General features: G+C 63.1%; 26 protein-coding genes. 17 read left to right on the forward strand and 9 right to left on the reverse strand.

Features of this window, described 5'->3' with window-relative positions; all coding sequences use genetic code 11:
• Positions 1–13: 13 nt before the first annotated feature.
• The 10 genes from ASE26_RS22745 (at position 14) to ASE26_RS22790 (ending at position 9,349) form a co-directional block, all read left to right on the forward strand.
• Positions 14–1,261, forward strand: a complete 1,248-nt coding sequence (locus ASE26_RS22745) for a flagellar hook protein FlgE (RefSeq protein ID WP_055924615.1) — start codon at positions 14–16, stop codon at positions 1,259–1,261.
• Between the two features lie 11 nt (positions 1,262–1,272).
• Entirely contained in the window at positions 1,273–2,001 is a 729-nt protein-coding gene (gene flgF / locus ASE26_RS22750) for a flagellar basal-body rod protein FlgF (RefSeq protein WP_055924618.1), read from the forward strand.
• A gap of 13 nt (positions 2,002–2,014) precedes the next feature.
• The gene (gene flgG, locus ASE26_RS22755; RefSeq protein WP_200953743.1) at positions 2,015–2,806 is read left to right on the forward strand and encodes a flagellar basal-body rod protein FlgG; all 792 of its coding nucleotides are present in this window, start codon (positions 2,015–2,017) and stop codon (positions 2,804–2,806) included.
• On the forward strand, positions 2,806–3,465 hold the full coding sequence (gene flgH / locus ASE26_RS22760; RefSeq protein WP_055924620.1) for a flagellar basal body L-ring protein FlgH: 660 nt from the start codon (positions 2,806–2,808) through the stop codon (positions 3,463–3,465). The genes flgG and flgH overlap by 1 nt, the downstream gene beginning before the upstream one ends.
• A gap of 10 nt (positions 3,466–3,475) precedes the next feature.
• The gene (locus ASE26_RS22765) at positions 3,476–4,567 is read left to right on the forward strand and encodes a flagellar basal body P-ring protein FlgI (protein ID WP_055924623.1); all 1,092 of its coding nucleotides are present in this window, start codon (positions 3,476–3,478) and stop codon (positions 4,565–4,567) included.
• Positions 4,567–4,974: a rod-binding protein gene (locus ASE26_RS22770; RefSeq protein WP_082507063.1), complete on the forward strand. Its 408-nt coding sequence runs from the start codon at positions 4,567–4,569 to the stop codon at positions 4,972–4,974. The genes ASE26_RS22765 and ASE26_RS22770 overlap by 1 nt, the downstream gene beginning before the upstream one ends.
• 85 nt (positions 4,975–5,059) lie before the next feature.
• Positions 5,060–6,451 carry a flagellar hook-associated protein FlgK gene (flgK, locus tag ASE26_RS22775; protein ID WP_055924626.1) on the forward strand — a complete coding sequence of 464 codons (1,392 nt, stop codon included), beginning with the start codon at positions 5,060–5,062 and terminating at the stop codon, positions 6,449–6,451.
• Positions 6,452–6,461: 10 nt separating this feature from the next.
• Entirely contained in the window at positions 6,462–7,373 is a 912-nt protein-coding gene (gene flgL, locus ASE26_RS22780) for a flagellar hook-associated protein FlgL (protein WP_055924629.1), read from the forward strand.
• A 5-nt stretch (positions 7,374–7,378) separates the two neighbouring features.
• Positions 7,379–8,413, forward strand: coding sequence for a hypothetical protein (locus ASE26_RS22785; RefSeq protein WP_055924632.1), 1,035 nt, complete (start codon positions 7,379–7,381; stop codon positions 8,411–8,413).
• A gap of 81 nt (positions 8,414–8,494) precedes the next feature.
• The gene (locus ASE26_RS22790) at positions 8,495–9,349 is read left to right on the forward strand and encodes a transposase (protein ID WP_055924636.1); all 855 of its coding nucleotides are present in this window, start codon (positions 8,495–8,497) and stop codon (positions 9,347–9,349) included.
• Positions 9,350–9,362: 13 nt separating this feature from the next.
• Here the strand turns inward: ASE26_RS22790 and ASE26_RS22795 are convergent, their stop codons facing one another.
• From ASE26_RS22795 to ASE26_RS22810, 4 genes are read right to left on the reverse strand one after another with little or no spacing between them, the layout of a single operon-like run.
• The gene (locus ASE26_RS22795) at positions 9,363–11,582 is read right to left on the reverse strand and encodes a bifunctional diguanylate cyclase/phosphodiesterase (protein ID WP_229207028.1); all 2,220 of its coding nucleotides are present in this window, start codon (positions 11,580–11,582) and stop codon (positions 9,363–9,365) included.
• Between the two features lie 42 nt (positions 11,583–11,624).
• Complete coding sequence (locus ASE26_RS22800) at positions 11,625–12,287, reverse strand: amino acid ABC transporter permease (protein ID WP_057246992.1); 663 nt, start codon at positions 12,285–12,287, stop codon at positions 11,625–11,627.
• A gap of 2 nt (positions 12,288–12,289) precedes the next feature.
• Complete coding sequence (locus ASE26_RS22805; protein WP_055924641.1) at positions 12,290–13,060, reverse strand: transporter substrate-binding domain-containing protein; 771 nt, start codon at positions 13,058–13,060, stop codon at positions 12,290–12,292.
• A gap of 10 nt (positions 13,061–13,070) precedes the next feature.
• Positions 13,071–13,475 carry a hypothetical protein gene (locus ASE26_RS22810; RefSeq protein ID WP_057246993.1) on the reverse strand — a complete coding sequence of 135 codons (405 nt, stop codon included), beginning with the start codon at positions 13,473–13,475 and terminating at the stop codon, positions 13,071–13,073.
• 35 nt (positions 13,476–13,510) lie between these two features.
• Here ASE26_RS22810 and ASE26_RS22815 point away from each other — a divergent pair, with 35 nt between their 5' ends.
• Positions 13,511–13,696, forward strand: coding sequence for a DUF3460 family protein (locus ASE26_RS22815; protein WP_055924650.1), 186 nt, complete (start codon positions 13,511–13,513; stop codon positions 13,694–13,696).
• 29 nt (positions 13,697–13,725) lie between these two features.
• Here ASE26_RS22815 and ASE26_RS22820 read toward each other — a convergent pair whose 3' ends face one another.
• Positions 13,726–14,313, reverse strand: a complete 588-nt coding sequence (locus tag ASE26_RS22820) for a DUF882 domain-containing protein (protein WP_055925307.1) — start codon at positions 14,311–14,313, stop codon at positions 13,726–13,728.
• Positions 14,314–14,405: 92 nt separating this feature from the next.
• Positions 14,406–14,696 (reverse strand): 2Fe-2S iron-sulfur cluster-binding protein, encoded by a 291-nt coding sequence (locus tag ASE26_RS22825; protein WP_082591454.1) that lies wholly within the window; start codon positions 14,694–14,696, stop codon positions 14,406–14,408.
• A gap of 1 nt (position 14,697) precedes the next feature.
• On the opposite strand from ASE26_RS22825, the gene ASE26_RS22830 reads away from it, so the two are divergent.
• The 4 genes from ASE26_RS22830 (at position 14,698) to ASE26_RS22845 (ending at position 19,184) form a co-directional block, all read left to right on the forward strand.
• Positions 14,698–15,210 carry a DUF1697 domain-containing protein gene (locus tag ASE26_RS22830; RefSeq protein WP_057246995.1) on the forward strand — a complete coding sequence of 171 codons (513 nt, stop codon included), beginning with the start codon at positions 14,698–14,700 and terminating at the stop codon, positions 15,208–15,210.
• Entirely contained in the window at positions 15,195–15,953 is a 759-nt protein-coding gene (locus tag ASE26_RS22835; protein WP_055924659.1) for a helix-turn-helix transcriptional regulator, read from the forward strand. The genes ASE26_RS22830 and ASE26_RS22835 overlap by 16 nt, the downstream gene beginning before the upstream one ends.
• A 44-nt stretch (positions 15,954–15,997) precedes the next feature.
• Positions 15,998–16,834: a sterol desaturase family protein gene (locus tag ASE26_RS22840; protein WP_057246996.1), complete on the forward strand. Its 837-nt coding sequence runs from the start codon at positions 15,998–16,000 to the stop codon at positions 16,832–16,834.
• Positions 16,835–16,955: 121 nt separating this feature from the next.
• Positions 16,956–19,184, forward strand: coding sequence for an NADP-dependent isocitrate dehydrogenase (locus tag ASE26_RS22845; protein WP_055924663.1), 2,229 nt, complete (start codon positions 16,956–16,958; stop codon positions 19,182–19,184).
• Between the two features lie 94 nt (positions 19,185–19,278).
• Here ASE26_RS22845 and ASE26_RS22850 read toward each other — a convergent pair whose 3' ends face one another.
• Complete coding sequence (locus ASE26_RS22850; RefSeq protein WP_055924672.1) at positions 19,279–20,145, reverse strand: LysR family transcriptional regulator; 867 nt, start codon at positions 20,143–20,145, stop codon at positions 19,279–19,281.
• 95 nt (positions 20,146–20,240) lie between these two features.
• Between ASE26_RS22850 and ASE26_RS22855 the strand changes: the two genes are divergently transcribed.
• Together ASE26_RS22855 and ASE26_RS22860 are read left to right on the forward strand one after the other, a co-directional pair.
• Entirely contained in the window at positions 20,241–21,605 is a 1,365-nt protein-coding gene (locus tag ASE26_RS22855; RefSeq protein ID WP_055924675.1) for an MFS transporter, read from the forward strand.
• Positions 21,593–21,817 (forward strand): 2-hydroxymuconate tautomerase family protein, encoded by a 225-nt coding sequence (locus ASE26_RS22860; RefSeq protein WP_055924679.1) that lies wholly within the window; start codon positions 21,593–21,595, stop codon positions 21,815–21,817. Before ASE26_RS22855 ends, ASE26_RS22860 begins: the two co-directional genes overlap by 13 nt.
• Here ASE26_RS22860 and ASE26_RS22865 read toward each other — a convergent pair whose 3' ends face one another.
• Together ASE26_RS22865 and ASE26_RS22870 are read right to left on the reverse strand one after the other, a co-directional pair.
• Positions 21,818–22,606, reverse strand: coding sequence for a ThuA domain-containing protein (locus ASE26_RS22865; protein WP_055924681.1), 789 nt, complete (start codon positions 22,604–22,606; stop codon positions 21,818–21,820).
• Positions 22,564–23,082 (reverse strand): GNAT family N-acetyltransferase, encoded by a 519-nt coding sequence (locus ASE26_RS22870; RefSeq protein WP_055924684.1) that lies wholly within the window; start codon positions 23,080–23,082, stop codon positions 22,564–22,566. Before ASE26_RS22870 ends, ASE26_RS22865 begins: the two co-directional genes overlap by 43 nt.
• Positions 23,083–23,100: the final 18 nt, after the last annotated feature.

The raw sequence follows: 23,100 nt of genomic DNA on the forward strand, positions 1-23,100 counted from the left end.
AAAGGTCCTCGCCATGAGTTTCGATATCGCTTTGTCCGGCATCCAGGCCATCAATGAGCAACTGGGTACGATTTCCAACAATATCGCCAACGCCGGGACCTACGGTTTCAAGTCCAGCCGCGCCAACTTCGCCTCGCTGCACGCGGGTACCCAGCCGACCGGGGTGCACGTCGGTTCGACCACCCAGTCGATCGGCCAGAACGGCGGCATCCAGGCCACCAACCGCGGCCTCGATGCGCTGATCAATGGCCGCGGCTTCTTCGTGGCCAAGGATTCCACCGGCCAGACCAACTACACCCGCGTCGGCATCTTCACCAAGGACGCCACCGACTTCCTGGTCAACAGTGCCGGCGGCAAAGTACAGGGCTTCCAGCTGACCCCGCCAAGCCTGGTGGCCGGCCCGATGGGCGACATCAAGGTACCGACCAACCTGCTGACCGCCAAGGCCACCACCAATATCGATTTCGTCGCCAATATGTCGGCCGACTGGACCGTACCGACCGGCAATATCACCACCAAGCTGCCGAATGCCGCAGCCGTGCCGCCGGTGGTGCCGGACGCGAACATGTACAACATGTCCAAGGTAACCGTGGTGCACGACTCGCTCGGCAATGAACACACGGTGACCCAGTATTTCGTGAAAGACGTTGCCGCGCGCACCGTCAAGGTGTATTCGGCAGTGGACGGTACCGACCTGGGCGCCGCCGGCGGTTCCCCCTACACCCTGACCTTCGACACCAATGGCCAGCTCGACCTGACGGCCAATGGCGGCGCGTCCTACGCCCACAACCTGAGCTTCGCCGCAGCCCCGGCCGCTGCCATGACCGTCGAGATCGACTATACCGGCACCACGTTCCAGAAAGGCGAGTCGACCACCTCGACCAATTCCGCCGACGGCTATGCAGCCGGCAGCTACGTGGGCGTGGAACTGGACCAGGCGGGCAATGTGGTGGCCAAATATTCCAACGGCGAAAAGCAAGCGATTGCCCGCCTGGCAATTGCCACCTTCCCGGACGAAGATGCACTGAACCCGGTCAACGATACGTCCTGGACCGCGAACGTCCAGTCCGGTAACGCCAACCTGTCCGAAGCCGGACAAGGCATCGCCGGCGCACTGACCGTCGCCTCGCTGGAAACCTCCAACGTCGACGTGACGTCGGAGCTGGTCAGCCTGATGACGTCGCAGCGCAACTACCAGGCCAACTCCAAGGTCATCACCGCGGAGAACGAGATGCTGCAGTCGCTGATGCAGGCACTGTAAAGGCAAACCGAATGGACGCGCTGATCTACACCGCGATGAGCGGCGCCGAGCGGGCCATGCGTGGCCAGCAGGTGCACGCCAACAACCTCGCCAACCTCGACACCAACGGCTTCCGCGCCAACCTCGAGCTGGCGCAGGCTGCCAAGCTGCCCGGCTACGGCTACGACGACCGCCACATGTCGCAGATGCAGTCGAATGCCGTGACCGACCGCCAGGGCGCACTGCGCCAGACCGGCCGCGACCTGGACGTCGCCATTTCCGGCCCCGGCTACTTTGCCGTGCAGGGCCCGGGCGGCGAAGGCTACACCCGCGCCGGCGCCATCACGCTCGACGCCGACGGCACCTTGACGGTCAACGGCATGCAGCTGCTGGGTGAAGGCGGCCCGATCACCCTGCCGATCCACCGCAAGGTGGAAATCGGCCAGGACGGCACCGTCTCCATCCTGGGCCCGACCGCCAATGCCGAAATGCAGGTGATCGACAAGCTCAAGCTGGTGCGCGCCGAAGCGTCCGAGCTGACCAAGAATGAAGCGGGCTTGCTGGTGGCGCGCGACGGCCAGCTGTTGGCCACCGACCCGGCCGTGCAAGTGAAGGCCGGCCACCTGGAAGGCGCCAATGTCACGGCCGTGGAAGAAATGGTGGCCACCATGAGCCTGAATCGCACCTTCGAAATCCAGATGAAATTGTTCAAGGCCGCCGACGACATGACTTCGGTGGGCAATAAACTGATTAGCGGCTAACAGGAGAATCCCGATGAATCCAGCAATGTGGATCAGCAAGACCGGCGTGCAGGCGCAAGACGCCAAGCTGCAAGCCATCGCCAACAACCTGGCCAACGCCAATACCGTCGGCTTCAAGCGCGACCGCGTGGTGTTCGAAGACCTGTTCTACTCGATCGACCAGCAGCCGGGCGCCCAGCGGGCCGACAACAACACCCTGAACCCGTCCGGCGTACAGATGGGTAACGGTACCCACCTGGTCGGCACCCAGAAGATCTTCACCAATGGCAATGTGCAAACCACCAATAACGCGCTCGACGTGGCCGTGATGGGTAATGGTTTCCTGCAGGTGCGCCGCCCGAACGGCGAACCGGCCTACACCCGCGCCGGCCAGCTGCAAGTGGACAAGGACGGGGTACTGGTGAATGCTTCCGGCCTGCCGCTGGTGCCGCAAATCACCGTGCCGGCCAACGCCACCGCCATCACCATCGGCGAAAACGGCACCGTCTCGGCCACCGTGCCGGGCAATACCACGCCGACCGAACTGGGCCAGCTGACCCTGACCTCCTTCATCAACCCGACCGGCCTGCAAGCGCTGGGCGAAAACCTGTTCGCCGAAACCCCGGCCTCCGGCGCCCCGACCGAAGGCCGCGCGGGCGACGCCCAGTTCGGCAAGCTCAAGCAGGGCGCGCTGGAAGGCTCCAATGTGCAGGTGGTGGAAGAGATGGTGGACATGATCGCTGCCCAGCGCACCTACGAAATGAACACCAAAGTTTTGACAGCGGCGGATAATATGCTGCAGTACCTGGCACAGGCTGCACGCTGATGAAATCCGCCCTGCCCGCGCTGGCCCTGCTCCTGCTGGCTGGTTGCTCCAGCCTGGAGCCGACCGTACGCCCGGCGCCCCACGACGAGGCGCCCGCCCTGACCCGTTCCGCGCCGCCGCGCGGCAGTTCGGGCGGCGTCTTTAATCCGGACAGCAGCATCTCGCTGGTGTCGGACAGCCGCGCCTTCCGCGTCGGCGATATCGTCACCGTGATCCTGCAGGAAACGACGCAGGCATCGAAGAGTGCCGGCACCACCCTGGCCAAGGATTCCAGCGTCGGCATCGCCGCGCCTGGCCTGCTCGGCAAGACGTTCCCGAAAGCCGGCGTCGATATCTCGGCGGAGCGCGGCTTCAAGGGCGATGCCCAGAGCACCCAGCAAAATGCCCTGAGCGGGGCGATTACGGTGATCGTGCAGGAAGTGATGCCGAACGGCTTGCTGAAAGTGGCCGGCGAAAAAGTGCTGACCCTGAACCAGGGCGAAGAATTCGTGCGCCTGCGCGGCTTCCTGCGCGCGGCCGATATCGATGCCAACAATATGGTGTCGTCGCAGCGCATCGCCAACGCGCGTATTGCCTACGGCGCCCAGGGCACGCTGGCCGATACCAACCGTCCGGGCTGGCTGACGCGCTTCTTCCTTGGCCCTTTGATGCCTTTCTGAGGTGACGCGAATGTTCAAAGTCTTTGCAGCATTATTGCTGGCGATCGCGATTCCGGCCTCGGCCGCGCCCCAGCTGCGCAACCTGGTTGCCATTGAAGGCGTGCGCGACAATCCGCTGGTCGGCTACGGCCTGGTGGTCGGCCTGAATGGCTCGGGCGACTCGACCCAGGTCAAGTTCGCCAGCCAGTCGGTGGTCAATATGCTCAAGCAATTCGGCGTGAAAATGCCGGACGGCGCCGACGCCAAGTCCAAGAACGTGGCCGCCGTGATGGTGTCCGCCGTCTTCCCGCCGGGCTACCGCCGCGGCCAGCCGATCGACGTCACGGTTTCCTCGCTGGGCGACGCGAAAAGCCTGCGCGGCGGCTCGCTGCTGCTGACGCCCCTGAAAGCAGCCGACAATGAAGTCTACGCGCTGGCCCAGGGCAATGTGGTGGTGGGCGGCCTGGCGGCCTCCGGCAAGAGCGGCTCCTCGGTCACCGTCAACACCCCGACCGCCGGCCGCATCCCGAACGGCGCCATGATCGAACGCGAAATCGCCACCGACTTCGCCACCAAACCGCTGGTCCACCTGTCGCTGAAGCAGCCGAACTTCGAAACCGCCACCAATATCGTGGAAGCCATCAACCGCAAGTTCGGCGACGTTGCCAGCACGGCCGACGGCACCGGCATCGACGTGCTGGCGCCGGAGAACCCAACCCAGCGCGTCGCCTTCCTGGCCAAGCTGGAAGCGCTGCCGATCGAAGTCGGCCAGGACGTGCCGAAAGTGGTGTTCAATTCGCGCACCGGCACCGTGGTGATTGCCGACGGCCTGCGCGTAAAAGCCGCCGCCGTCACCCATGGTTCGCTCAAGGTTGTTATTTCGGAAAGCTCGAAAGTGAGCCAGCCGGCGCCGTTCAGCCAGGGCCAGACGGCCGTCACGCCGCAATCGAACGTGGCGGTGAACGAAGCCAAGCCGCAAATGTTCAAATGGCCAGCCGGCGCCAAGCTGCAAGCCATCATCGACGTGGTCAACAGCCTGGGCGCAACGCCGGACGACATCATGGCAATCTTGCAAGCCCTCGACCAGGCCGGCGCCATCGAAGGCGAACTGGTGGTGATCTGATGGACAGCCGCTTCCTCCCCCTGCCGGTGCGCAAGCTGGACCTCGGGCAGCCCGAACAACCGAAAATCGGCCAGCCCGCCCCTGCCCCGCAGACCGAGGAAGCGCACTACCGCGACAAGGCAACCAACGCCGCCGTCAAGTTCGAGAGCTTCTTTATCGCCCAGACGCTGCACAAGATGCGTGACGCCACCAAGGCCATGGCCGACGACGACAGCATCTATAAGGACTCGATCAACAGCGACATGCTCGACATGGCCGACAATATGGTGGCCGACCAGCTGGCCGGGCGCCGCGCCTTCGGCGTTGCCGACGCCATCCTGCGCCAGCTGCTGCCGGCCACCCCGGCCGCATCAGCTTCCCCGCAAGAAATTTCAGTTTTACCCAAGAAAAATCCGACCGACGCTTAATCTCCCCACCGGCGCGGTCGCCTTTACTCGTTAACGGGGCAAAGATGCCATTGAGCAACGGCCCAGCCTAAGGGAAGAAAGCACCATGTCGATTATCAACAATGCACTGTCGGGATCGTTGGCTGCCCAGGCCGCCATCAATACGACCAGCCAGAACATTGCCAACTTGCAAACGAAGGGTTATACCCGCCAGGGCGTGCTGCTGTCGGCAGTTGCCCCTGCGTCCGGTTCCGGCGGTCCCGGTTTCGGCGTTGAAGTGAGCAAGCTGATCCGCTTCTCCGACTCCTACAAGAGCCAGCAATTGTGGCGCGCCAATTCCGAACTCGGTTCGCGCACCCAGTCCCAGCCCTACTTCACCCAGCTCGAACGGGTGATGGGCGACGAAAAGACCAGCCTGTCGAATGGCGTCGACCAGTTCTTCCGCGCCCTGAATGCGGCCGGCGTCGACCCGGTATCGACCCCGCTGCGCCAGCAGGTGCTGACGGCTGCCAACGCCATGGCGCAATCGTTCAACAGCATTTACAACGTCACGCGCCAGCAGCAAGTGTCGATCACGCAGCAGCGCGACGCCATGCTGCCGCAGCTAAATACCCTGAGCGCCAATATTGCAGCCCTGAACAACCGCATCACCCAGGCCGGTTCGCTCGGCACCAACACCTCGGCCCTGGTCGACGAGCGCGACCGCGCCATCGATTCGCTGGCCAACCTGGTATCGGTGGAAGTGCTGGAACAGCCGGACGGCACCCGCAGCGTTTCCCTGCGCAGCGGCCAGCCGCTGGTGGTGGGCAACCTGGCCGGCAGCATGTCGATGAATCCATCGACCACGCCCGCCACGCTCGAGCTGAAATTTGCCGGCACCACCTTCGGCCTGGACGACACCAAGGTCGGTGGCCAGCTCGGCGGTATTGGCGACTTCGAAAAGAACACCCTGCAGCCGCTGCAGCAGTCGCTGCTCGACATGGCCAACCAGCTGGCGACTAAGGTGAATAACACCATGGCGCTGGGCTACAAACCGGACGGCCTGCCGGGCCCGCCGATCACCGCCACGCCCGGCAGCGCCCTGTTTGCCTTCAACGCCACCGGCGCCGGCGGCATCCTGGGACTGGTCCCGGGCATCCAGGCCCAGGACCTGGCATTCTCGTCCAATGGCGCGCCTGGCGACAGCAAGAACCTGCAAGACCTGATCGCCATCAAGGGCCAGCCCATTACCCTGGCTTCGGTCGGCACGGTACTGATCGGCGACGCCGACACCCAATTGGTGGGCAAGCTCGGCATCGATAGCGGCCAGAACCAGTCGCTGCTGGACACCGCCAACACCATCCGCCAGCAATCGGAAGACGATTGGGCCGCGACCAGCTCGGTCAATAAAGACGAAGAAGCCATCAACCTGGTCGAGTTCCAGAATATGTACCAGGCGAACATGAAAGTGATCGCCGTTGCCAACACCCTGTTTGACGCCACCTTGGCGCTGTTCTGAGGAATTCGAAATGCGTATCGCTTCCAGCCAGTTCCAGGCATCCATGAACCGCTCGCTGCAGATCAACCAATCGGTGATCTCCAAGCTGACCGAGCAAATGGCCACTGGCAACAAGATCCAGGTGCCGTCCGACGAGCCGATCGCCAATGTCCGCTTGTCGCGCCTGCGCCGCGAAGAGAACATCGTCAGCCAATACGTCGACAACATCAGCGCGGTAAAAATCCGCCTGTCCAAGAACGAAACCTACCTCGGCTCGATGGTCGACGACATGGGCGCGGCGCGCGACCTGTTCGTCTGGGCTTCGGACGGCTCGAACACGCCGGCCGACCTGAACTCCATGGTCAACAGCCTGGTGGCGCTGCGCGACTCGCTGTACTTCAATGGCAATACCAAAGACCAGGAAGGCAAGTTCATTTTCTCCGGCACGCTGACCTCGACCGCCGCCCTGTCGTACGACGCGACCCAGCCACTGGGCGCGCGCTACAGCTATACCGGCAATAACGGCACCCAGGAAGTGGTGGTGGGCAATGGCATCACCCAGCCCGCCAATGTCACCGTGCAAGGCATCGACACTTACCTGAACCAGCTGGACCAGGCGATCAGCATGCTCGGCAGCCCAACCGTCAGCGCCAGCGACCCGGCCCTGCAAGCCGTGTTGAAAACCGCGCTGGATGGCACCGACACCGCGCTGAACCAGGTTTCCAGCAAGATTGCCCAATTCGGCGGCGCGCAGAACGTCATGGAAACCCTGGCCAACAACCACGGCAACGTCAGCCTGTCGAACAAGATCGCGATCACCGATATCGCACAATTGGATTACGGCCTCGCGGCCACCCAGCTGTCTGGTTACAATAGCGCCTTACAAGCGACCTACCAGGCCTATTCGAAGGTCAGCGGCCTGTCGCTGTTTAACGTACTGTAAACATCATGGAAATCGCCCAGCGCTCCAGTACTACCGGCCTCTCCGCCCGCGCCACCGCCAATCCGGCGGCAGGCCAGGCCGAGGCGCCGCTGGCAGATGCGGCCGCGGCGATCGACCAGGCGGCGCCGAGCAAGGCGCCAGCGCCCCTGCGCCGCGGCTTGAGCAATATGGACGCGCCGCTGCAGAATGATGTATCGGGCGCCCAGCAAGCGATTGATTTCCTCGAACAAAGCGCCGCCCAGCTGCGCGCGCTGAAAAGCGACATCGCCGCCAAGCTGGCCACGCGCACCATGCGCGACGGCCAGGTGGAACAGCGCGTGCGCCAGTTCAGCGAAACCTGGCGCGCACGCACGCAAGCCTCCGGCGGCACGCTTGACGCACAACTGAACTACTCCAACCAGCCATCGACCCAGCGCTTCACCGTACGCGGCATGACGCTGGCCAACCTGCGCAACGGCGCCCGCGAGACGCTGGCCATCTCGGTCGGCGGCGGCACAGCCGGCCTGCGCTCGGTGCATCTGGCGCCCAGCCTGTCCGATGCCGAGATTGTTTCCCGCTTCGACCAGGCCATGGCGCCGGCCGGGGTACGCGTGTCGCTCAACAAGGATGGCGAGCTGGTGTTCACCGCACCGGAAAGCGCCTGGCCCGCCATTCGCGATTCGCTGGCCGTACAAGGCTCGGGCATCCGCTTCCCGGCAGGCCAGCTCAACCGCATCAAGGCCGATGCCGAAGCACCGGTGGTGATGCCTGAAGGCTGGGGCACCGGCGACCTTGAAGCCATGCGTGCCACGCTGCAGCAAGTGACGCAGGCGCTGGCCCACGTCGAAGCCGCGTTGTCCAAGGTCCGCCAGGAACTGGCCGCCGCCGCCCAGCGCGTGCAAAGCGAACTGCCGGAGATCGAAGTGGCCGGCATGGGCCAGATGGCCGAAGTGTTCGCCAATGTCGCCCACGAGCCCGGCTACTCAGCCCTGGTCTCCCTCACCTCCGCCCTGGTCGGCATCAACCGCGACCGCGTCGTCTCCCTGTTACGACTAAGTTAAAAGTCGGGGTCAGCTCCGGCAATCAGACATTTCTTGCGCGGACGCAAACCTTGCTTCGCTGCCTGGACCTAAGCTTGGTCCATGAACCGACCTTTGCGAATCGAGCACGACAATGCCTGTTACCACGTGACGTCGCGTGGCGACAGGCGCTCAACCATCTTTCGCACCGATAGCGATCGCCTGACCTGGCTCGCACTGCTCGCAGAAACTTGCGAGCGCTTCAACTTTACCGTGCTTGCGTACTGCCAAATGGGAAATCACTATCATCTCGTTGTGAAAACCCGGCAAGGCAAGTTATCTCGCGGCATGCGCTACCTGAACGGCAACTACTCCCAGTACTTCAACCGGCAGCATCAATTGGCTGGGCACGTTTTCCAGGGGCGCTACCACGCCATACTTTGCCAGGAGAGCGCATACCTGAGGGAACTGTCTCGCTACACCGTGTTGAACCCGGTGCGTGCTGGGCTGGTGAAGCATCCGGGCCACTGGCTCTGGAGCAGCTATGGTGCGTTAATCGGCACAGTCGATGCGCCTGCGTGGCTCGAGCGCAATACCGTCCTCGCCCAGTTCAGCAATAATCGCGCGGATGCCATTCGTGCATTCGAAGATTTTGTCCTGGCGGGAATTGGACAGGAGAGTCCTTTCCGAGCCGTGCGCAACCAGCTATTCCTGGGCAGCGACGAGTTTTGCGAGCAGGCCGCCCACGGCGAAACCCGCGGCAACCTGCTGGAAATCAAGCGCACGCAGCGACGTGCACTTGTACCGCCGCTGGCAGACTACTTCCTCCTTTGTCCGGACCGGCATGCAGCGATGGCGCAAGCTTACCTTTCAAATAATTACACGATGGCCGAGATCGCCGGTTTCTGCGACGTTTCGTCGCGAACGGTCGGCCGCGCAGTGAAAGCCTATCGCAAAATGTCTGATTGCCGGAGCTGACCCCGACTTTTATTCACGAAGCCAATTGGGCGGGGCCGCGGGCCATGGCGGTCATTTGGGCCGGGGGCATGGGGCGGGCGTAGACGAAGCCTTGGGCGTAGTCGCAGCCGGCGGCTTTCAGGAGGTTGAGCTGGGCTTCGGTTTCGACGCCTTCGGCGACTACCTTCAGGCCCAGCTTGTGGGCCATCACGATAATGCCTTCGCATAGCGCGAGGTCGCCGGAATCGCCAGCCAGGTCCATCACGAAACTGCGGTCGATCTTCAGGTAGTCGATGTCGAAGTTCTTCAGGTGCGACAGCACGGAGTGGCCGGTGCCGAAATCGTCGAGCGCGACCTGCAAGCCCATCGACTTGAACTGGCGCAAGCGCTCGACCACGGGAGCGCTGTCGTCCAGCAGCAGGCGCTCGGTAATCTCGATCACGATGCTGCGCGGCGCCAGGTGCAGCTGGTCGACGTAGCGCATCCATTTTTCGAAGCACTCGGGGCCGGTGCGGAATTGTACCGGTGACTGGTTGACGCTGATCTGGAATGGCCGCCCCAGTTCCCCCTGCCAGCGCTTGGCCTGGTCGGCGGCGTTGCGGAATACCCAGTCGCCAATTTCCAGGATGACGCCACTGGCTTCGGCACTGCCGATGAAGTCGACCGGGTTCAGCATGCCACGCTCCGGGTGGCGCCAGCGCAGCAGCGCTTCGGCGCGTTCGATGATGCCGCTGTGCAGGTTGACGATGGGCTGGTAGTGCAGTTCGAACTGTTCGTTGGCGACGGCCATCTGCAAATCGCGCGTGATGCGCAGTCGCAGCTGGGCGGCCGCCTGCATGTCCGGCGTGAAGTAGCTGTAGCGGTTGCGGCCGGCGTTCTTGGCGGCATACATGGCCTGGTCGGCGTTGCGCAGCAATTGCTCGGGGTCGTTGGCGTCCGAGGGATGCAGGGCGATGCCAATGCTGGCCGATACCGATCCGGAACTGTCGCCCAGGAGGAAGGGCCGGTTCAGGCTGGCTATGATTTGCTGGGCGACGCGCTCGGCGCTGGTGACATGGTCAAGGCCGGGCAGGATCACGACGAATTCGTCGCCGCCCAGCCGCGCCAGCGTGTCGGAGGCGCGCACGCAGGCGCCAATGCGCCTTGCCGCTTCCACCAGCAGGGCGTCGCCCATTTCATGGCCGAGGCGGTCGTTGATTTCCTTGAACTGGTCGAGATCGATGAACAGCAGCGCCAGGAACAGCCCGTCGCGCCGGGCTTTCTTCATTTCCTGCGAAAGCCGGTCCTGGAACATATTGCGGTTCGGCAGGGCCGTCAGCGAATCGTAATTGGCCTGGTGCCAGATCAGCTCGGTCGACAGCTTGCGCTCGGTGATGTCGCTGACCAGCGCCAGCGCGCCGAGATAGCTGCCGTCGGAATCGAAGATCGGGTTGGTAGCCAGCGTGGCCCACATATCGCTGCCATCGCGGCGCAGGAATTTGAATTCGTGGCGCTCGGCCATGCCTTGCTGGCGGCGCGCGATATTGCGCTCCAGCAGGGCGCGCCCTTCATCATCCATGAAGTTGACCAGCGGCTGCTCGAGCATTTCCTCGATCGTGTAGCCGAGCATGGCGGCCATCTTGGGATTGACGAAGCTGGTGCGCGCCGCGGCGTCGATTTCCCAGATGCCCTCTTCGGCGCTGTGCACGATGCGGCGGAAGCGTTCCTCGCTCTTTTCCAGCGCTGCCAGCTTGCCCTCGGCCATCTCCAGCACCACGCGCAATTGCGACATGCCCGGCATGCCGCCGCCCAGCAGCGTGACGGCAAAGCCGCGGTCGCCGCGCCCACGGGTCATTTGCAGCGACAGGCGCTGCGGCTCTTCGCTGGCCAGGCTGTTACTGACGAAGGCGTCGAAATCCGCCACGAAGCGCTGCGCGACATAGTTGCGGAACGGGATACCGTCGGGATTCTGGCGCGGCAGGCCGAGCAGGTCGGCGCCGACCAGGTTCATTTGCAGGATGGTGGTGTCGCTGGCGAGGACGAAATAGCCGACTGGGGCCAGGAGGTAGAGGTCGTTGAAGTAGTCCTGGTCGTTGGCCAGTTGCAGCCCGCCGGTGGCGCGCTGCAGGCCGCTGTAGGCGGCGGCCGGGGTGCCGCCCATGGCTGCCAGCACGGCTTCGCCAGGCAACAGTGCATCGAGCCCAGCCAGTCCAGGGACGGCGGGCCGTATGGCGGTCACCTGCTCCGCCTGCCTGGCATGCTGGTCTTTATCCATATGGGTTCCAGCCTAGCATGACCTTGTGACAATGTCGAGCAGCTAACTTTGCCGGTGCGCGCGGTTCAGGCGTTGCTCGGCAAAGCGTTGTAATTGCTCGAATGCCAGGCTGAGAATCCAGTAAATCACGGCTGCCGCGAGGTAGAGCGGCAAGGGACGGAAGGTGGTGGCAATCACTTCCTTGGTGGAGAGCATCAGTTCGGTCATGGTAATCACCGACACCAGCGAAGTATCCTTGATCAGGCTGATCAAGGTGTTGCTCATCGATGGCACGGCAATACGCAGGGCCTGCGGCATGATCACATGGCGCAAGGTCTGGCTATAGCCCAGCCCCAGGCTGTAGCTGGCCGACCACTGGCCCTTATGGATTGAGAGGATGGCGCCGCGCAGGCTTTCCGACAGGTAGGCGCCGGCGTTCAGGCTCAGCGCCAGGATGCCGGCGGTCACCGGCGTGAATTCGATGCCGACCGATGGCAGGCCGTAATAGATGACAAACATCTGCACCAGCAGCGGGGTGCCGCGCATCAGGCTGACGTACACATTGGCCGGCCAGCGCAGCACTTTCCAGGGCAGGATGCGCATCACGGCGGTGGGGAAGCCAAGCACCAGACCGCCCACCATCGCCGCTACCGCGAACACCAGGGTGTAGCCGGCACCCTTCAGCATCACGGGCGCGGCTTCCTGCAGCAGCTCCAGCCACTCCATGCTTACGGCGCCTTGCTGACGTCGGTGCCGAACCATTTCATGGAAATGGCCTTCAGGCTGCCGTCGGCGGCGGCATCGGCCAGCACCTTGTTGAGCGCAGCCTTGAATTCGGGATTGCCCTTCTGGAAGGGAATGCCCATGCGTTCGATGGCGCCGACGCGGGCGCCGGCCTTGATCGGCAGCTTGGTGGTTTTCAACAGGTAGGCCGTCATCAGGCTGTCGTTGAGGGCGGCGTCGATGCGGCCCAGGGCCAGGTCGGTCAGGTTTTCCGGCGCTGCCGGGTAGCCTTTGACGTCGATGCCGGGCACCGCCTTCAGCTGCATCTCGTACACGCTGCCCTGCCCTGCGCCGACGCGCTTGCCTTTCAGCTGCTCGAGCGCGGTCCAGTTGTTCTTGTCATCCTTGCGCACGATCAGCATCGGCGAGGAATAGATGTAGGGCGTACTGAAATCGAAGGCCTGCTCGCGTTTGGGATTGATGCCGACCTGCGAGATGATCACATCGTATTTCTTGCTGGCCAGGCCGGCCAGGATCGACGCCCACTCGGTGGTGACAAATTCCGGTTTCAGCCCCAGTTTGCCGGCGACCAGGCGCGCCACGTCGACGTCGTAACCTGCCAGCTCGCCATTCTTTTCCTTGAAATTGAAGGGCGGGTAGACGCCTTCCATCGCCACTTTCAGCGTGCCGCGCGCCTTGACGGTTTGCAGCAGGTCAGCGGCATTGGCCTGCAGCGCGGCGGCGGCCAGCAGGAGGGCGATCAAGGGTTTGCGCATCAGGAATCCTTCAGTAAGAACGGCGGCGGCCGAAATGATGACCTACTACGAGGGTGGTGCTGGCAATCAGCACGGACATGCCAAGGATGAGCTGCACCAGCTTGTCCTCGGGCAGGGTCCAGAGGCTGCCTTGGGGCGGTTCGCAGCCGGCGATGGCGCACAGCAAGGGCTCCACCCAATCGGCTTCAGGAGTAACATCGAGGATAACGGCGCCCTCGGTGGTCTGCATGTAAATCTCGCCGCCTTCGGCCAGGCTGAAACACACGCCGTAACCGGTTTCCTGCTTGCCGACGTGTTCCTTCAGCGCGAGGTCGTGCTCGGCGATCCACAGCTCCACGTCCTGCGGCGTTTCCAGTGCGGTCCACGGCACCGGGCGAAAGCGCGGCTTGGCCGCTTCGTCATCGTGATTAAACATGGGTCAGGAGTGTAACCGAAACGTCAGGAGGCGGTATGAAAGTAAACGAATATGTATCTGAGTTTGATGCGTTCTTCGGCAAGCTGTTGGATGAGCATCCGGAGATGGTGGCAGACCAGCGGGTTGGCTGGAATATCTGGTGGGATCATCAGGTCGACCTGGAGGCGGAGCGGGTGGCCAGGACGGATGCGGTGCCGACGCCGGCGTATTACTACCACTGACACCGATACGCGGCAGCCGCCTGCCGGTCCTAGCCTTTCCAGCTGCGCTGCAGCCCCGTATCGGCATGAATCCATCCGCCACGCGGCCCCTGGCGGTAGTAGAAGCCTACCCCGCCCTGGCGGAAACTCTGCACCAGGCTCCCCAGCACTTCCGCATTCAAATTCGGAATCCGGATATCGGCCGCCTTCCCGCTCATGTGCAGCGACTGCCGCGCCGCCGGAATCCCCTGTTCGATCAGCTTCTTGTTGGAAGCCGGCGTGCGATATCCCGACAGGATCTCCAGCGGACTCTCGATCCCGAAGCGCTGCACGAAGGCCTGCGCACCCCACAGCGTCTCAAACAGTTTCGGATCAATCGCCGCCGTCTCCTTGCCATTCACATCGCGCAGCAAATGGCACAGTTCCTGGTAGGCCGCGTCGTTGATCTCGCCATCCTTCCAGTAAGTCAGCCGGGCCTTCTCACCGCTCTGCGGGCGGATCACGCTGATGGTGCGCGGCTTGAGCCAGAATTCCAGGTCCAGCGTCTGGGCGTCGAAAATATCCGGCGGCGGTTCCGGTTCCGATTGCGGGCCGGCCCGGCCAACCAGCGGCAAGCCCGCCAGTGCGGTACCCGCCATCATGTGGAGGAAGTCTCTGCGTGTTGCCATGGTGATTCCATCTATTGCAATAACGATTACTATAGCAATAGAGAATGAGTTGAGAAACCCCTTTAACAATTTGTCGTAAACTTGGCACCAGGCGCCACGATGACCAGGTCGGACGTTGCAACCGCCACACAGGGCAGGATATAGCCCTGGCGCTTCTCCTCCCGGCTCAGTCCCGGCCATTCAATCAGGTGGCGCGCGGTGCCGTTTTGCACCTGGTAGATGCAGCTGCGGCAAGTGCCATTGCGGCAGGAACTGGGCAGCACTACACCGGCGCGGGCAGCCGACAGCAACAGGCTGGCTTCGCCATCCGTTTCGAACGATAATCCCTTCGGCTCAACTCTTATCTGAAACACAATGCCTCGCTATATTGCCCTGCTCCGCGGCGTCAGCCCGATGAACTGCAAGATGCCGGAACTGAAAGCCGCCTTTGAAAGTGCCGGATTTTCCAACGTCAAGACGCTTCTATCAAGCGGCAATGTAGCATTCGATGCCCGCTCCGCCTCGGAAGCGGCACTCGAGCGCAAGGCTGAAGCTGCTATGGAAAAGGCGCTTGGCCGCAGTTTTTACACCATCATCCGCGCGCAGAAGCAGCTGCAGGATTTGCTGGCCGAAGACCCCTATCCCGCCCTTGGTGCCGATCCGGCCGCGAAGCGCGTGGTCAGCTTTATGCGCGGCACGCCGCCCAAGACCGTCCTGCCACCGCCCGTCAGCGGGGCGCAGATGCTGGGCGTGATCGGAAACCAGGTGTTTTCGACCTATTTGCCCAGCAGCGACGGTCCAGTCTTCATGCGCCTGATTGAAAAGACCTTCGGCAAGGACATCACTACCCGCACCTGGGACACGGTGCGCAAATGCGCCGCAGCCTGATGCCAGTCCAGCTTTGGTCGGGGAGTGCCCTGCTGTCGGCCGGCTTCGGCGCATTCCGCGGCACGGTCGGGGATAACGCGCTGCACGCACATTACGCGCACCAGCTGGTGATTGCGCTGAATGGAGAAGTCGGCGTGGCGCTCCCTTCCGGCCCCTTGCGTGCGCCCGGCATTGCCATCCCTGCAGGGCTGGCGCACTGTGTCTGCGCGGAACAGGCCTTGCTGGTCTACCTGGACCCGCTGACGCCGGAAGGCGCGGCTTTGTTCCCGCCGCGCGCCGCCACGGCGTTGCCCCTCGCCGCCGACCTTTGCAGCCAGCTGCTGGCGGCAGCCGATGAAGGCCAGTCCTTGCGTGCCACGCTGCGAGCTGCATGCGGCCTGTCTCGCCCGTCAGTACCGGATCCACGCATGGCTGCCGTGGCAGGCGCATTGCGCGCAGGCGTTGCAATGGGCCGCGTAGCGCGCGACGATCTGGCAAGCCTGGCAAACCTGTCGCCCAGCCGCTTTTCCCATTGGTTCGTCGAGCAGACCGGCCTTCCCTTGCGCAGCTACCGCAAATGGCTGCGCCTCGAACTCGCGCTGCACCGGCTGGCGCACGGCGGCAACCTGACCGACGCCGCCCATGCAGCCGGGTTCGCCGACTCGGCCCACCTTTCACGCACTTTCCGTGAGATGTTCGGCCTCAACCCAGCGGCCCTGCTGCAGGGCATTGTGCTGGATAGCTCTTTCGTTCAAGCCGCCTGACGCAGGCGCCTTTAGGCTGGCCTCCATTCACACAAGGAGGTCATATGAAGCAATGGGCAATTCGATACCTGAGCTACCCGCTCGTTTTCGGCGCCGCCGCCGCGGCAATTCTTTGGGCCGCCACGCACGGCCTGCCTTACTGGCCAACCATACCGCTGATGGCGCTGGCGGCCATCGCCTGCGTCGCCCTGCTCGAGCGATGGCAACCGTATGAAAAGGCCTGGCTGGCCGACCACGGTGACACAGCGACCGACAGCCTGCACTTCTTGCTCAACGCGAGCGTCCTGTACGGCAGCATCGAGATCCTGTCCTGGGCGCGCGGCCTGCTGCCTGCGCTGGCCGCCTGGCCCATGCACTGGCCAGTATGGATGCAAGTCGGCGCCGCCATGATCGTGCTCGACTTCGGCTTGTTTTTTATGCATTGGCTAAGCCATCGCCACTACCGCCTCTGGCTGTTCCACGAGGCGCATCACAGCAGCGAGCGCCTGTATTGGCTGAACAGCGAGCGGCGCCACCCACTGCACGCCATGATGATGGGTGCGCCGGGCTTGGCCGTCCTGCTGGTCCTGGGCGCGCCGGCAGCAACGATTGCCAGCGGCCTGGCCATCCTGTCCGTCCACCTGGCCTTCCAGCACGCCAATCTCGACTATTCGCTGGGCCCGCTGCGCCATGCGTTCGGCGTCGCCCAGACCCACCGCTGGCACCATAAGCGGGACTACGCGGACGCCCAGGTCAACTTCGGTGAATGGCTGATGCTGTGGGACCACCTGTTCCGCACCTACCGCCAGCCGCCGGGCAGGATCGGGCGCGACGATGTCGGCCTGGACAGCCCGGACGCCCCGGCTACGTATCATCGCCAATTGTTACGGCCATTCCTGTGAGCTACAATGTCAAGCTTGTCCGGTAGGCCATCGCCACCCGCCATCCACCCCGAGCCGGTCGAATCCGTCCGGCCCAGGCAAGAATATCCAGCGGAAACCATCCGCATTTGAGGGAATAAACATGTCTCAAAAGTCTAAAATCATCTACACCCTTACCGACGAGGCGCCACTGCTGGCGACTTATTCCCTGCTGCCGATCGTGCAGAAATTCGCAGCACCGGCCGGCGTTGACGTCGTGACCAGCGATATTTCGGTCGCCGCCCGCGTGCTGGCCGCCTTCCCGGAATGCCTGAGCGACGCGCAAAAAGTGCCGGACAACCTGTCCGAACTGGGCGCCCTGACCCAGAATCCAGACACCAACATCATCAAGCTGCCTAATATTTCGGCATCGGTATCCCAGCTGATCGCCTGCGTGCGCGAACTGCAGGCCGCCGGCTACAAGCTGCCGGACTACCCGGAAGATGCCAAGACCGAAGAAGAAAAGGCACTCAAAGCCCGCTACGGCAAATGCATCGGCTCCGCCGTGAACCCTGTGCTGCGCGAAGGTAACTCCGATCGCCGCGCACCGAAGGCAGTGAAAGAATTCGCACGCAAGAACCCGCACTCCATGGGCGAATGGAGCCAGGCGTCGCGCACCCACGTGTCGCACATGCACGGCGGCGACTTCTACCACGGCGAAAAGTCCATGACCCTGGACCAGGCGCGTGAAGTGAAGATGGAACTGATCACCAAGTCCGGCAAGACCATCGTGCTGAAACCGAAGGTCGCACTGCAAGCCGGCGAGATCATCGACTCCATGTTCATGTCGAAGAAAGCCCTGCTGGAATTCTACGAGCGCGAAATCGACGACGCCTACAAGACCGGCGTCATGTTCTCGCTGCACGTCAAGGCGACCATGATGAAGGTATCGCACCCGATCGTGTTCGGCCACTGCGTACGCATCTTCTACAAGCAAGCGTTTGAAAAACATGCCAAGCTGTTCGACGAACTGGGCGTGAACGTCAACAACGGCATGGCCAACCTGTACGAGAAGATCGAAAAGCTGCCGGCGTCGCAGAAGGACGAGATCCTGAAAGACCTGCACGCCTGCCTGGAAAACCGTCCGAAGCTGGCCATGGTCGATTCGGCCAAGGGCATCACCAACTTCCACTCGCCGAACGACGTGATCGTCGACGCATCGATGCCAGCCATGATCCGTATCGGCGGCAAGATGTGGGGCGCCGACGGCCGCACTGCGGACGTCAAGGCAGTCATGCCTGAATCGACCTTCGCCCGCATTTACCAGGAGATGATCAACTTCTGCAAATGGCATGGCAACTTCGATCCGAAGACCATGGGCACCGTGCCTAACGTGGGCCTGATGGCGCAGCAAGCCGAAGAATACGGTTCGCACGACAAGACCTTCGAAGTGCCGGAAGCCGGCGTTGCCAACATCACCGACCTGGCCACCGGCGAAGTGCTGCTGACCCAGAACGTGGAAGAAGGCGACATCTGGCGCATGTGCCAGGTGAAGGACGCCCCGATCCGCGACTGGGTCAAGCTGGCCGTCACCCGCGCCCGCAATTCCGGCATGCCTGCCGTGTTCTGGCTCGACACCTACCGTCCGCACGAAGCGGAAGTGATCAAGAAGGTGGAGACCTACCTGAAAGAGCACGACACCAGCGGCCTGGATATCGAAATCATGTCGCAGACCCGCGCCATGCGCTACACCCTGGAGCGCGTATCGCGCGGCCTGGACACCATCTCGGTGACCGGCAACATCCTGCGCGACTACCTGACCGACCTGTTCCCGATCCTGGAACTGGGCACCTCGGCCAAGATGCTGTCGATCGTCCCGCTGATGGCCGGCGGCGGCATGTACGAAACCGGCGCCGGCGGCTCGGCACCGAAGCACGTCAAGCAGCTGGTGGAAGAAAACCACCTGCGCTGGGATTCGCTGGGCGAGTTCCTGGCCCTGGCCGTATCGCTGGAAGAACTGGGCATCAAGTCCGGCAACGCCAAAGCCAAGATCCTGGCCAAGACCCTGGATGAAGCCACCGGCAAGCTGCTGGACAACAACAAGTCGCCATCGACCCGCACCGGCGAGCTGGACAACCGCGGCAGCCACTTCTACCTGTCGATGTACTGGGCCCAGGCCCTGGCAGCGCAGAACGACGACGCCGAACTGAAAGCCAAGTTCGCACCGCTGGCCAAGTCGCTGGCCGAGAACGAAGCCAAGATCGTGGAAGAGCTGAACTCGGTGCAAGGCGTCGCCACGGACATCGGCGGCTACTACAAGCCTGACGCAGCCAAGACCGCCGCCGTGATGCGTCCAAGCGCAACCTTCAACGCAGCCCTGGCAGCCCTGTAAGCCGCCCTCCGCTTCGTAATTAAAAGTCGGGGTCAGGTCTGGCAATCGGACATTCGCGCAGCGAATGTCCGATTGCCAGACCTGACCCCGACTTTCATTTTGCTTGGCTGAAGCTGGCGATGAAGGCGTCGCGGGCGGCGTGGTGGGGGATGTCGCGGCGCCAGACGAGCATCGTTTCGACCTCGGCTACTTCGGGCGGCAGGGTGTGGCATTGGACAGTGCGGCCGAGGCCGCGCTGGCGCAGCACTTCGCGCGGCATCATGGCGACGCCCATGCCGGCGGCCACGCAGCCGATGATGGCTTCGAAGGTGCCGAATTCGGCGACGCGGGTGTGGGCCACGCCGGCGTCGGCAAACCACCATTCCAGCCGGCGCCGGTAGGAGCAGCCGCTGCGGAAGCCAAGCAGTGTGCGCCGTGCAACATCGGCCGGGCCGCTCACGGGGCCGTGCAGCGCGTCCGTCAACAACACCAGTTCTTCGACGAATACCGGCACCTGTTCCAGTTCCGGACGGTCGATCGGCGCAGACACCAGCGCTACGTCGACCTTGTGGTTGGCCACGGCCTGCAGCAGATAGTCGGTCGGTCCGGTATCGAGTACCAGGTCGACTTGCGGGTACTTGCGATGGAAGGCGCCCAGTACGCGCGGCAGGCGCGCCGCGGCGGTGGTTTCAATCGAGCCAATACGCAACTGGCCCGATGGCGCCTGGCCGCCGCGCACCGACATTTGCGCTTCGTCCGCCAGCCGCAGCAAGCGCTCGGCGTATTCCAGCAAACGCGTTCCTTCGGCCGTGATCAGCATGCGCCGCCCCGAGCGGTTGAACAGGGTGACGCCCAGCGATTCCTCGAGCTGGTTGAGGCGCGCCGAGACGTTCGATTGCACCCGGTGCAGCCGGAGCGCTGCCTGGGTCACGCTGCCTTCCTCGGCAACGGTCTTGAATATCCTGAGCGAGGAGAGCTCCATTTGATTCTCCATTTGAGATGGCTAGATTCATTATTATTCATTTTTATTGATGCGTGAAGACATTTATAGTTCAAGCCATACACAGGAGCTTCACCATGAACAAGCCGTCGCCCGCCGTTCTGCTGGCTGCCAGTTTTGCCTTCATCATCGTCCAGCTTGATGTCACCATCGTCAATGTGGCCTTGCCCGGTATCGGCCGCGAACTTGGCGCCAGCGTCAGCGCGCTGCAGTGGGTGGTTGATGCCTATACGCTGGGATTTGCCGTTTTCCTGCTCTCGGCCGGCGTGCTGGGCGACCGCTTTGGCGCGCGCCGCGTTTTCCTGTCGGGCTTTGCACTGTTCACGCTTGCTTCGCTGGCCTGCGCGATGGCGCCGGGTGCGCTGGCGCTGAACCTGGCGCGCGCCGTACAAGGCGTGGGTGCCGCGCTGCTGGTGCCGAGTTCACTGGCAATCCTGAACGCGACCTACGCCCACGACCGCGCGCAGCTGGCCAAAGCCATCGCCTGGTGGACGGCTGCCGGCGGCGTGTCGATTGCGGCTGGCCCGGTACTGGGCGGCTTGCTGATGAGCCTGGCCGGCTGGCGCAGCATCTTCTGGGTCAATATCCCGCTCTGCGTACTCGGTTTCTGGCTGACGCTGCGTGTGCTCCCCGCCCTGCGCGGCAAGGATCCGGCACGCAGTTTCGACCTCGTTGGCCAGCTGCTGGCCATCGTCGGCTTGAGCGCCTTCATCGGCGCCGTAATCGAGTTCAATGCATTGGGCGCCTCGAGCCGCCTGGTGCAGGGCGCGTTGCTGGCGGCCCTGGTGTCGGCCGTGCTGTTCGTGCGCAGCCAGCAGCGCAGCGCGGCGCCGATGCTGCCGCTCGGCCTGTTCCGGGACATCGGCTTCTCCGGCGCGGTACTGTTTGGCGTCCTGGTCAACTTTGCCTATTACGGTGTAATCTTCGTTCTCAGCTTCCACCTGCAGAAGGTGCGCGGCTTCTCCGTGCTGCATGCGGGCCTGGTATTCCTGCCGCTGACCGGCACTTTCATCATCTCGAATATCGCCAGCGGCCGCATGCAGGCGCGCCTGGGCTCTCGCACGCCGATGATTGCCGGTGGATTGATTGCTGCCGCAGGCTATGCCATGCTCGGACTCTTTGGTGTCGCCAGCGATGCCACTTTCTTCGAGATGCTGCCCGGCCTGGCGCTGATCCCCGCCGGCATGGGGCTGGCGGTACCGGCGATGACGACTTCGATCCTTTCGGCCGTCGAGCGCAGCCAGGCCGGCACCGCCTCCGCAGTATTGAATACCGCGCGCCAGGTCGGCGGCGCGATGGGGGTTGCCATCTTCGGCGCCATGCAGGACATCGCGTTTTCCCTTTCCGTTTCAACCACCTTGCTGTTGCTGGGCGCGCTGCTGGCCTGGTACTGCATCAAACACCCACTTCCAAGCAAAGGAGCTTCACTATGCCATACGTAAATTTCCGCATCACTAAAGAAGGCGCAACCGCAGAACAGAAACTGGAGCTGATCAAGGGCGCAACCGAGCTGCTGCAGCGCGTGCTGAACAAGAACCCGGCCACGACTTTCGTCATCATCGACGAAGTGGAGACCGATAACTGGGGCATCGGCTACGACAATGTGACGACACTGCGCGCCAAGGCCGCAGCGGCCAAGTCCAGGGAAGGCTGACTATTCCGGCGCCGGGCCCATGCCCGTAGCGGCCCAGTAAATGCCGCCGTACAGGTGATGGCGAAACAGCGGGTCGGCATACGTCCCCGCCAGGTGGCCGAGCGCAGTGTAAAACGCGCGGCCGCCATCGTAATGCTGGTACCAGCTGACCGGGTGGAATGCGCCCATGCCCTTGGGGCCGGGCTTGTAAGTCGACTCGTCGACTGTCAGCAGGTAGGTGACTTTACTGGTTGCCGGCTTGAAGGCATACCATTCTTCCGTTACCAGGTTGCGCGCAGCGAAACGCTCCATCCCTGGGAAATCGCGCTTCTCCACCTTCAGGATCGCGCTCTGTACCGCCGGATGATGGTCGAACATATGCCCCACCAGCCTGGTGTACCACGGCCAGCCGTATTCAGTATCCGCGGCGCTGTGCACACCGACGTAACCGCCGCCGGAACGGATGTAGCGCTCGAACACCCCCTTCTGTTTCGCATCGAGTATCTCTCCCGTCGTCTGCAGGAAGATCACGGCTTGGTACTTGGCCAGTTCCTGGTCGCTGAAACCGCGATTGGCGTCCTCGGTCCAGAACACACTGAAATCGTGCAGCTTGCCCAGCTCCTGAATTGCCGCAACGCCTGCCGGGATCGAGTCGTGATGCCAGCCAGCTGTTTTCGAGAACACCAGCACGTTGAATTGGGCGCCTTGCGCACAGCAGCCCACCAGTAAAATGATGGCGGCAAACAGGGCTTTCACCAGGTCCGGCCTTAATTGCAGCCGCAGAAGCGCTTCGGCCTGTTGACGTCGCATACGGTGCCGTCAAGCTGCTTCCAGAAGAAGACGGTGTCGACGCCGTAGGGGGAGCGGACATTGCCCGCGCGCAGATAGCCCTGGCGGGCAAAGAATTCCTCGCCGGTGGCGGTGCTGTGAAGTTGCAGGGCTTTGACGCCCCAGCTGCAGGCTTGCTGTTCGACGCAGGCCAGCAGCGCCTTGCCCGCGCCGCGCTGGCGCACTTCCGGCAGCAGGTAGCACAGGGCCAGCTTGCCGGCGGCCGTCAGCAAGGCGACGCCCACCACCGCGCCCTCTTCGACTGCGACCAGCGAATAATTGGTGGGCGAGGCGAACCACGACGCCACCGTCTCGGGCGTCTTGTTTCCTAGCCAGGCGCCAAGGACGGCGGGATCATTTTTATGGTCAAGCACACAACATTCGGCGATTGAGCGTCGCAGCACCTCACAGGCGGCCGTGGCGTCATTCGCTTCCGCGCGGCGAATTTCAAAACTCATGCGTGCTCACAGGTATTC

Origin of the sequence: Duganella sp. Root198D2 (assembly GCF_001428585.1) — a bacterium.
Classification (GTDB): Bacteria; Pseudomonadota; Gammaproteobacteria; order Burkholderiales; family Burkholderiaceae_D; genus Rugamonas.

Bases quoted from the DNA above. Each gene is read 5' to 3' on its own strand.
- ASE26_RS22865 (WP_055924681.1), bottom strand. From the start codon at position 22,606: ATGCGACGTCAACAGGCCGAAGCGCTTCTGCGGCTGCAATTAAGGCCG.
- ASE26_RS22805 (WP_055924641.1), bottom strand. From the start codon at position 13,060: ATGCGCAAACCCTTGATCGCCCTCCTGCTGGCCGCCGCCGCGCTGCAG.
- ASE26_RS22820 (WP_055925307.1), bottom strand. From the start codon at position 14,313: ATGGCGGGTACCGCACTGGCGGGCTTGCCGCTGGTTGGCCGGGCCGGC.
- flgL (WP_055924629.1), top strand. From the start codon at position 6,462: ATGCGTATCGCTTCCAGCCAGTTCCAGGCATCCATGAACCGCTCGCTG.
- ASE26_RS22745 (WP_055924615.1), top strand. From the start codon at position 14: ATGAGTTTCGATATCGCTTTGTCCGGCATCCAGGCCATCAATGAGCAA.
- ASE26_RS22835 (WP_055924659.1), top strand. From the start codon at position 15,195: ATGCGCCGCAGCCTGATGCCAGTCCAGCTTTGGTCGGGGAGTGCCCTG.
- ASE26_RS22795 (WP_229207028.1), bottom strand. From the start codon at position 11,582: ATGGATAAAGACCAGCATGCCAGGCAGGCGGAGCAGGTGACCGCCATA.
- ASE26_RS22830 (WP_057246995.1), top strand. From the start codon at position 14,698: ATGCCTCGCTATATTGCCCTGCTCCGCGGCGTCAGCCCGATGAACTGC.
- flgF (WP_055924618.1), top strand. From the start codon at position 1,273: ATGGACGCGCTGATCTACACCGCGATGAGCGGCGCCGAGCGGGCCATG.
- ASE26_RS22770 (WP_082507063.1), top strand. From the start codon at position 4,567: ATGGACAGCCGCTTCCTCCCCCTGCCGGTGCGCAAGCTGGACCTCGGG.
- ASE26_RS22855 (WP_055924675.1), top strand. From the start codon at position 20,241: ATGAACAAGCCGTCGCCCGCCGTTCTGCTGGCTGCCAGTTTTGCCTTC.
- ASE26_RS22815 (WP_055924650.1), top strand. From the start codon at position 13,511: ATGAAAGTAAACGAATATGTATCTGAGTTTGATGCGTTCTTCGGCAAG.
- ASE26_RS22810 (WP_057246993.1), bottom strand. From the start codon at position 13,475: ATGTTTAATCACGATGACGAAGCGGCCAAGCCGCGCTTTCGCCCGGTG.
- ASE26_RS22790 (WP_055924636.1), top strand. From the start codon at position 8,495: ATGAACCGACCTTTGCGAATCGAGCACGACAATGCCTGTTACCACGTG.
- ASE26_RS22765 (WP_055924623.1), top strand. From the start codon at position 3,476: ATGTTCAAAGTCTTTGCAGCATTATTGCTGGCGATCGCGATTCCGGCC.
- ASE26_RS22785 (WP_055924632.1), top strand. From the start codon at position 7,379: ATGGAAATCGCCCAGCGCTCCAGTACTACCGGCCTCTCCGCCCGCGCC.
- ASE26_RS22860 (WP_055924679.1), top strand. From the start codon at position 21,593: ATGCCATACGTAAATTTCCGCATCACTAAAGAAGGCGCAACCGCAGAA.
- ASE26_RS22800 (WP_057246992.1), bottom strand. From the start codon at position 12,287: ATGGAGTGGCTGGAGCTGCTGCAGGAAGCCGCGCCCGTGATGCTGAAG.
- ASE26_RS22870 (WP_055924684.1), bottom strand. From the start codon at position 23,082: ATGAGTTTTGAAATTCGCCGCGCGGAAGCGAATGACGCCACGGCCGCC.
- ASE26_RS22845 (WP_055924663.1), top strand. From the start codon at position 16,956: ATGTCTCAAAAGTCTAAAATCATCTACACCCTTACCGACGAGGCGCCA.
- ASE26_RS22840 (WP_057246996.1), top strand. From the start codon at position 15,998: ATGAAGCAATGGGCAATTCGATACCTGAGCTACCCGCTCGTTTTCGGC.
- ASE26_RS22850 (WP_055924672.1), bottom strand. From the start codon at position 20,145: ATGGAGCTCTCCTCGCTCAGGATATTCAAGACCGTTGCCGAGGAAGGC.
- flgK (WP_055924626.1), top strand. From the start codon at position 5,060: ATGTCGATTATCAACAATGCACTGTCGGGATCGTTGGCTGCCCAGGCC.
- flgG (WP_200953743.1), top strand. From the start codon at position 2,015: ATGAATCCAGCAATGTGGATCAGCAAGACCGGCGTGCAGGCGCAAGAC.
- flgH (WP_055924620.1), top strand. From the start codon at position 2,806: ATGAAATCCGCCCTGCCCGCGCTGGCCCTGCTCCTGCTGGCTGGTTGC.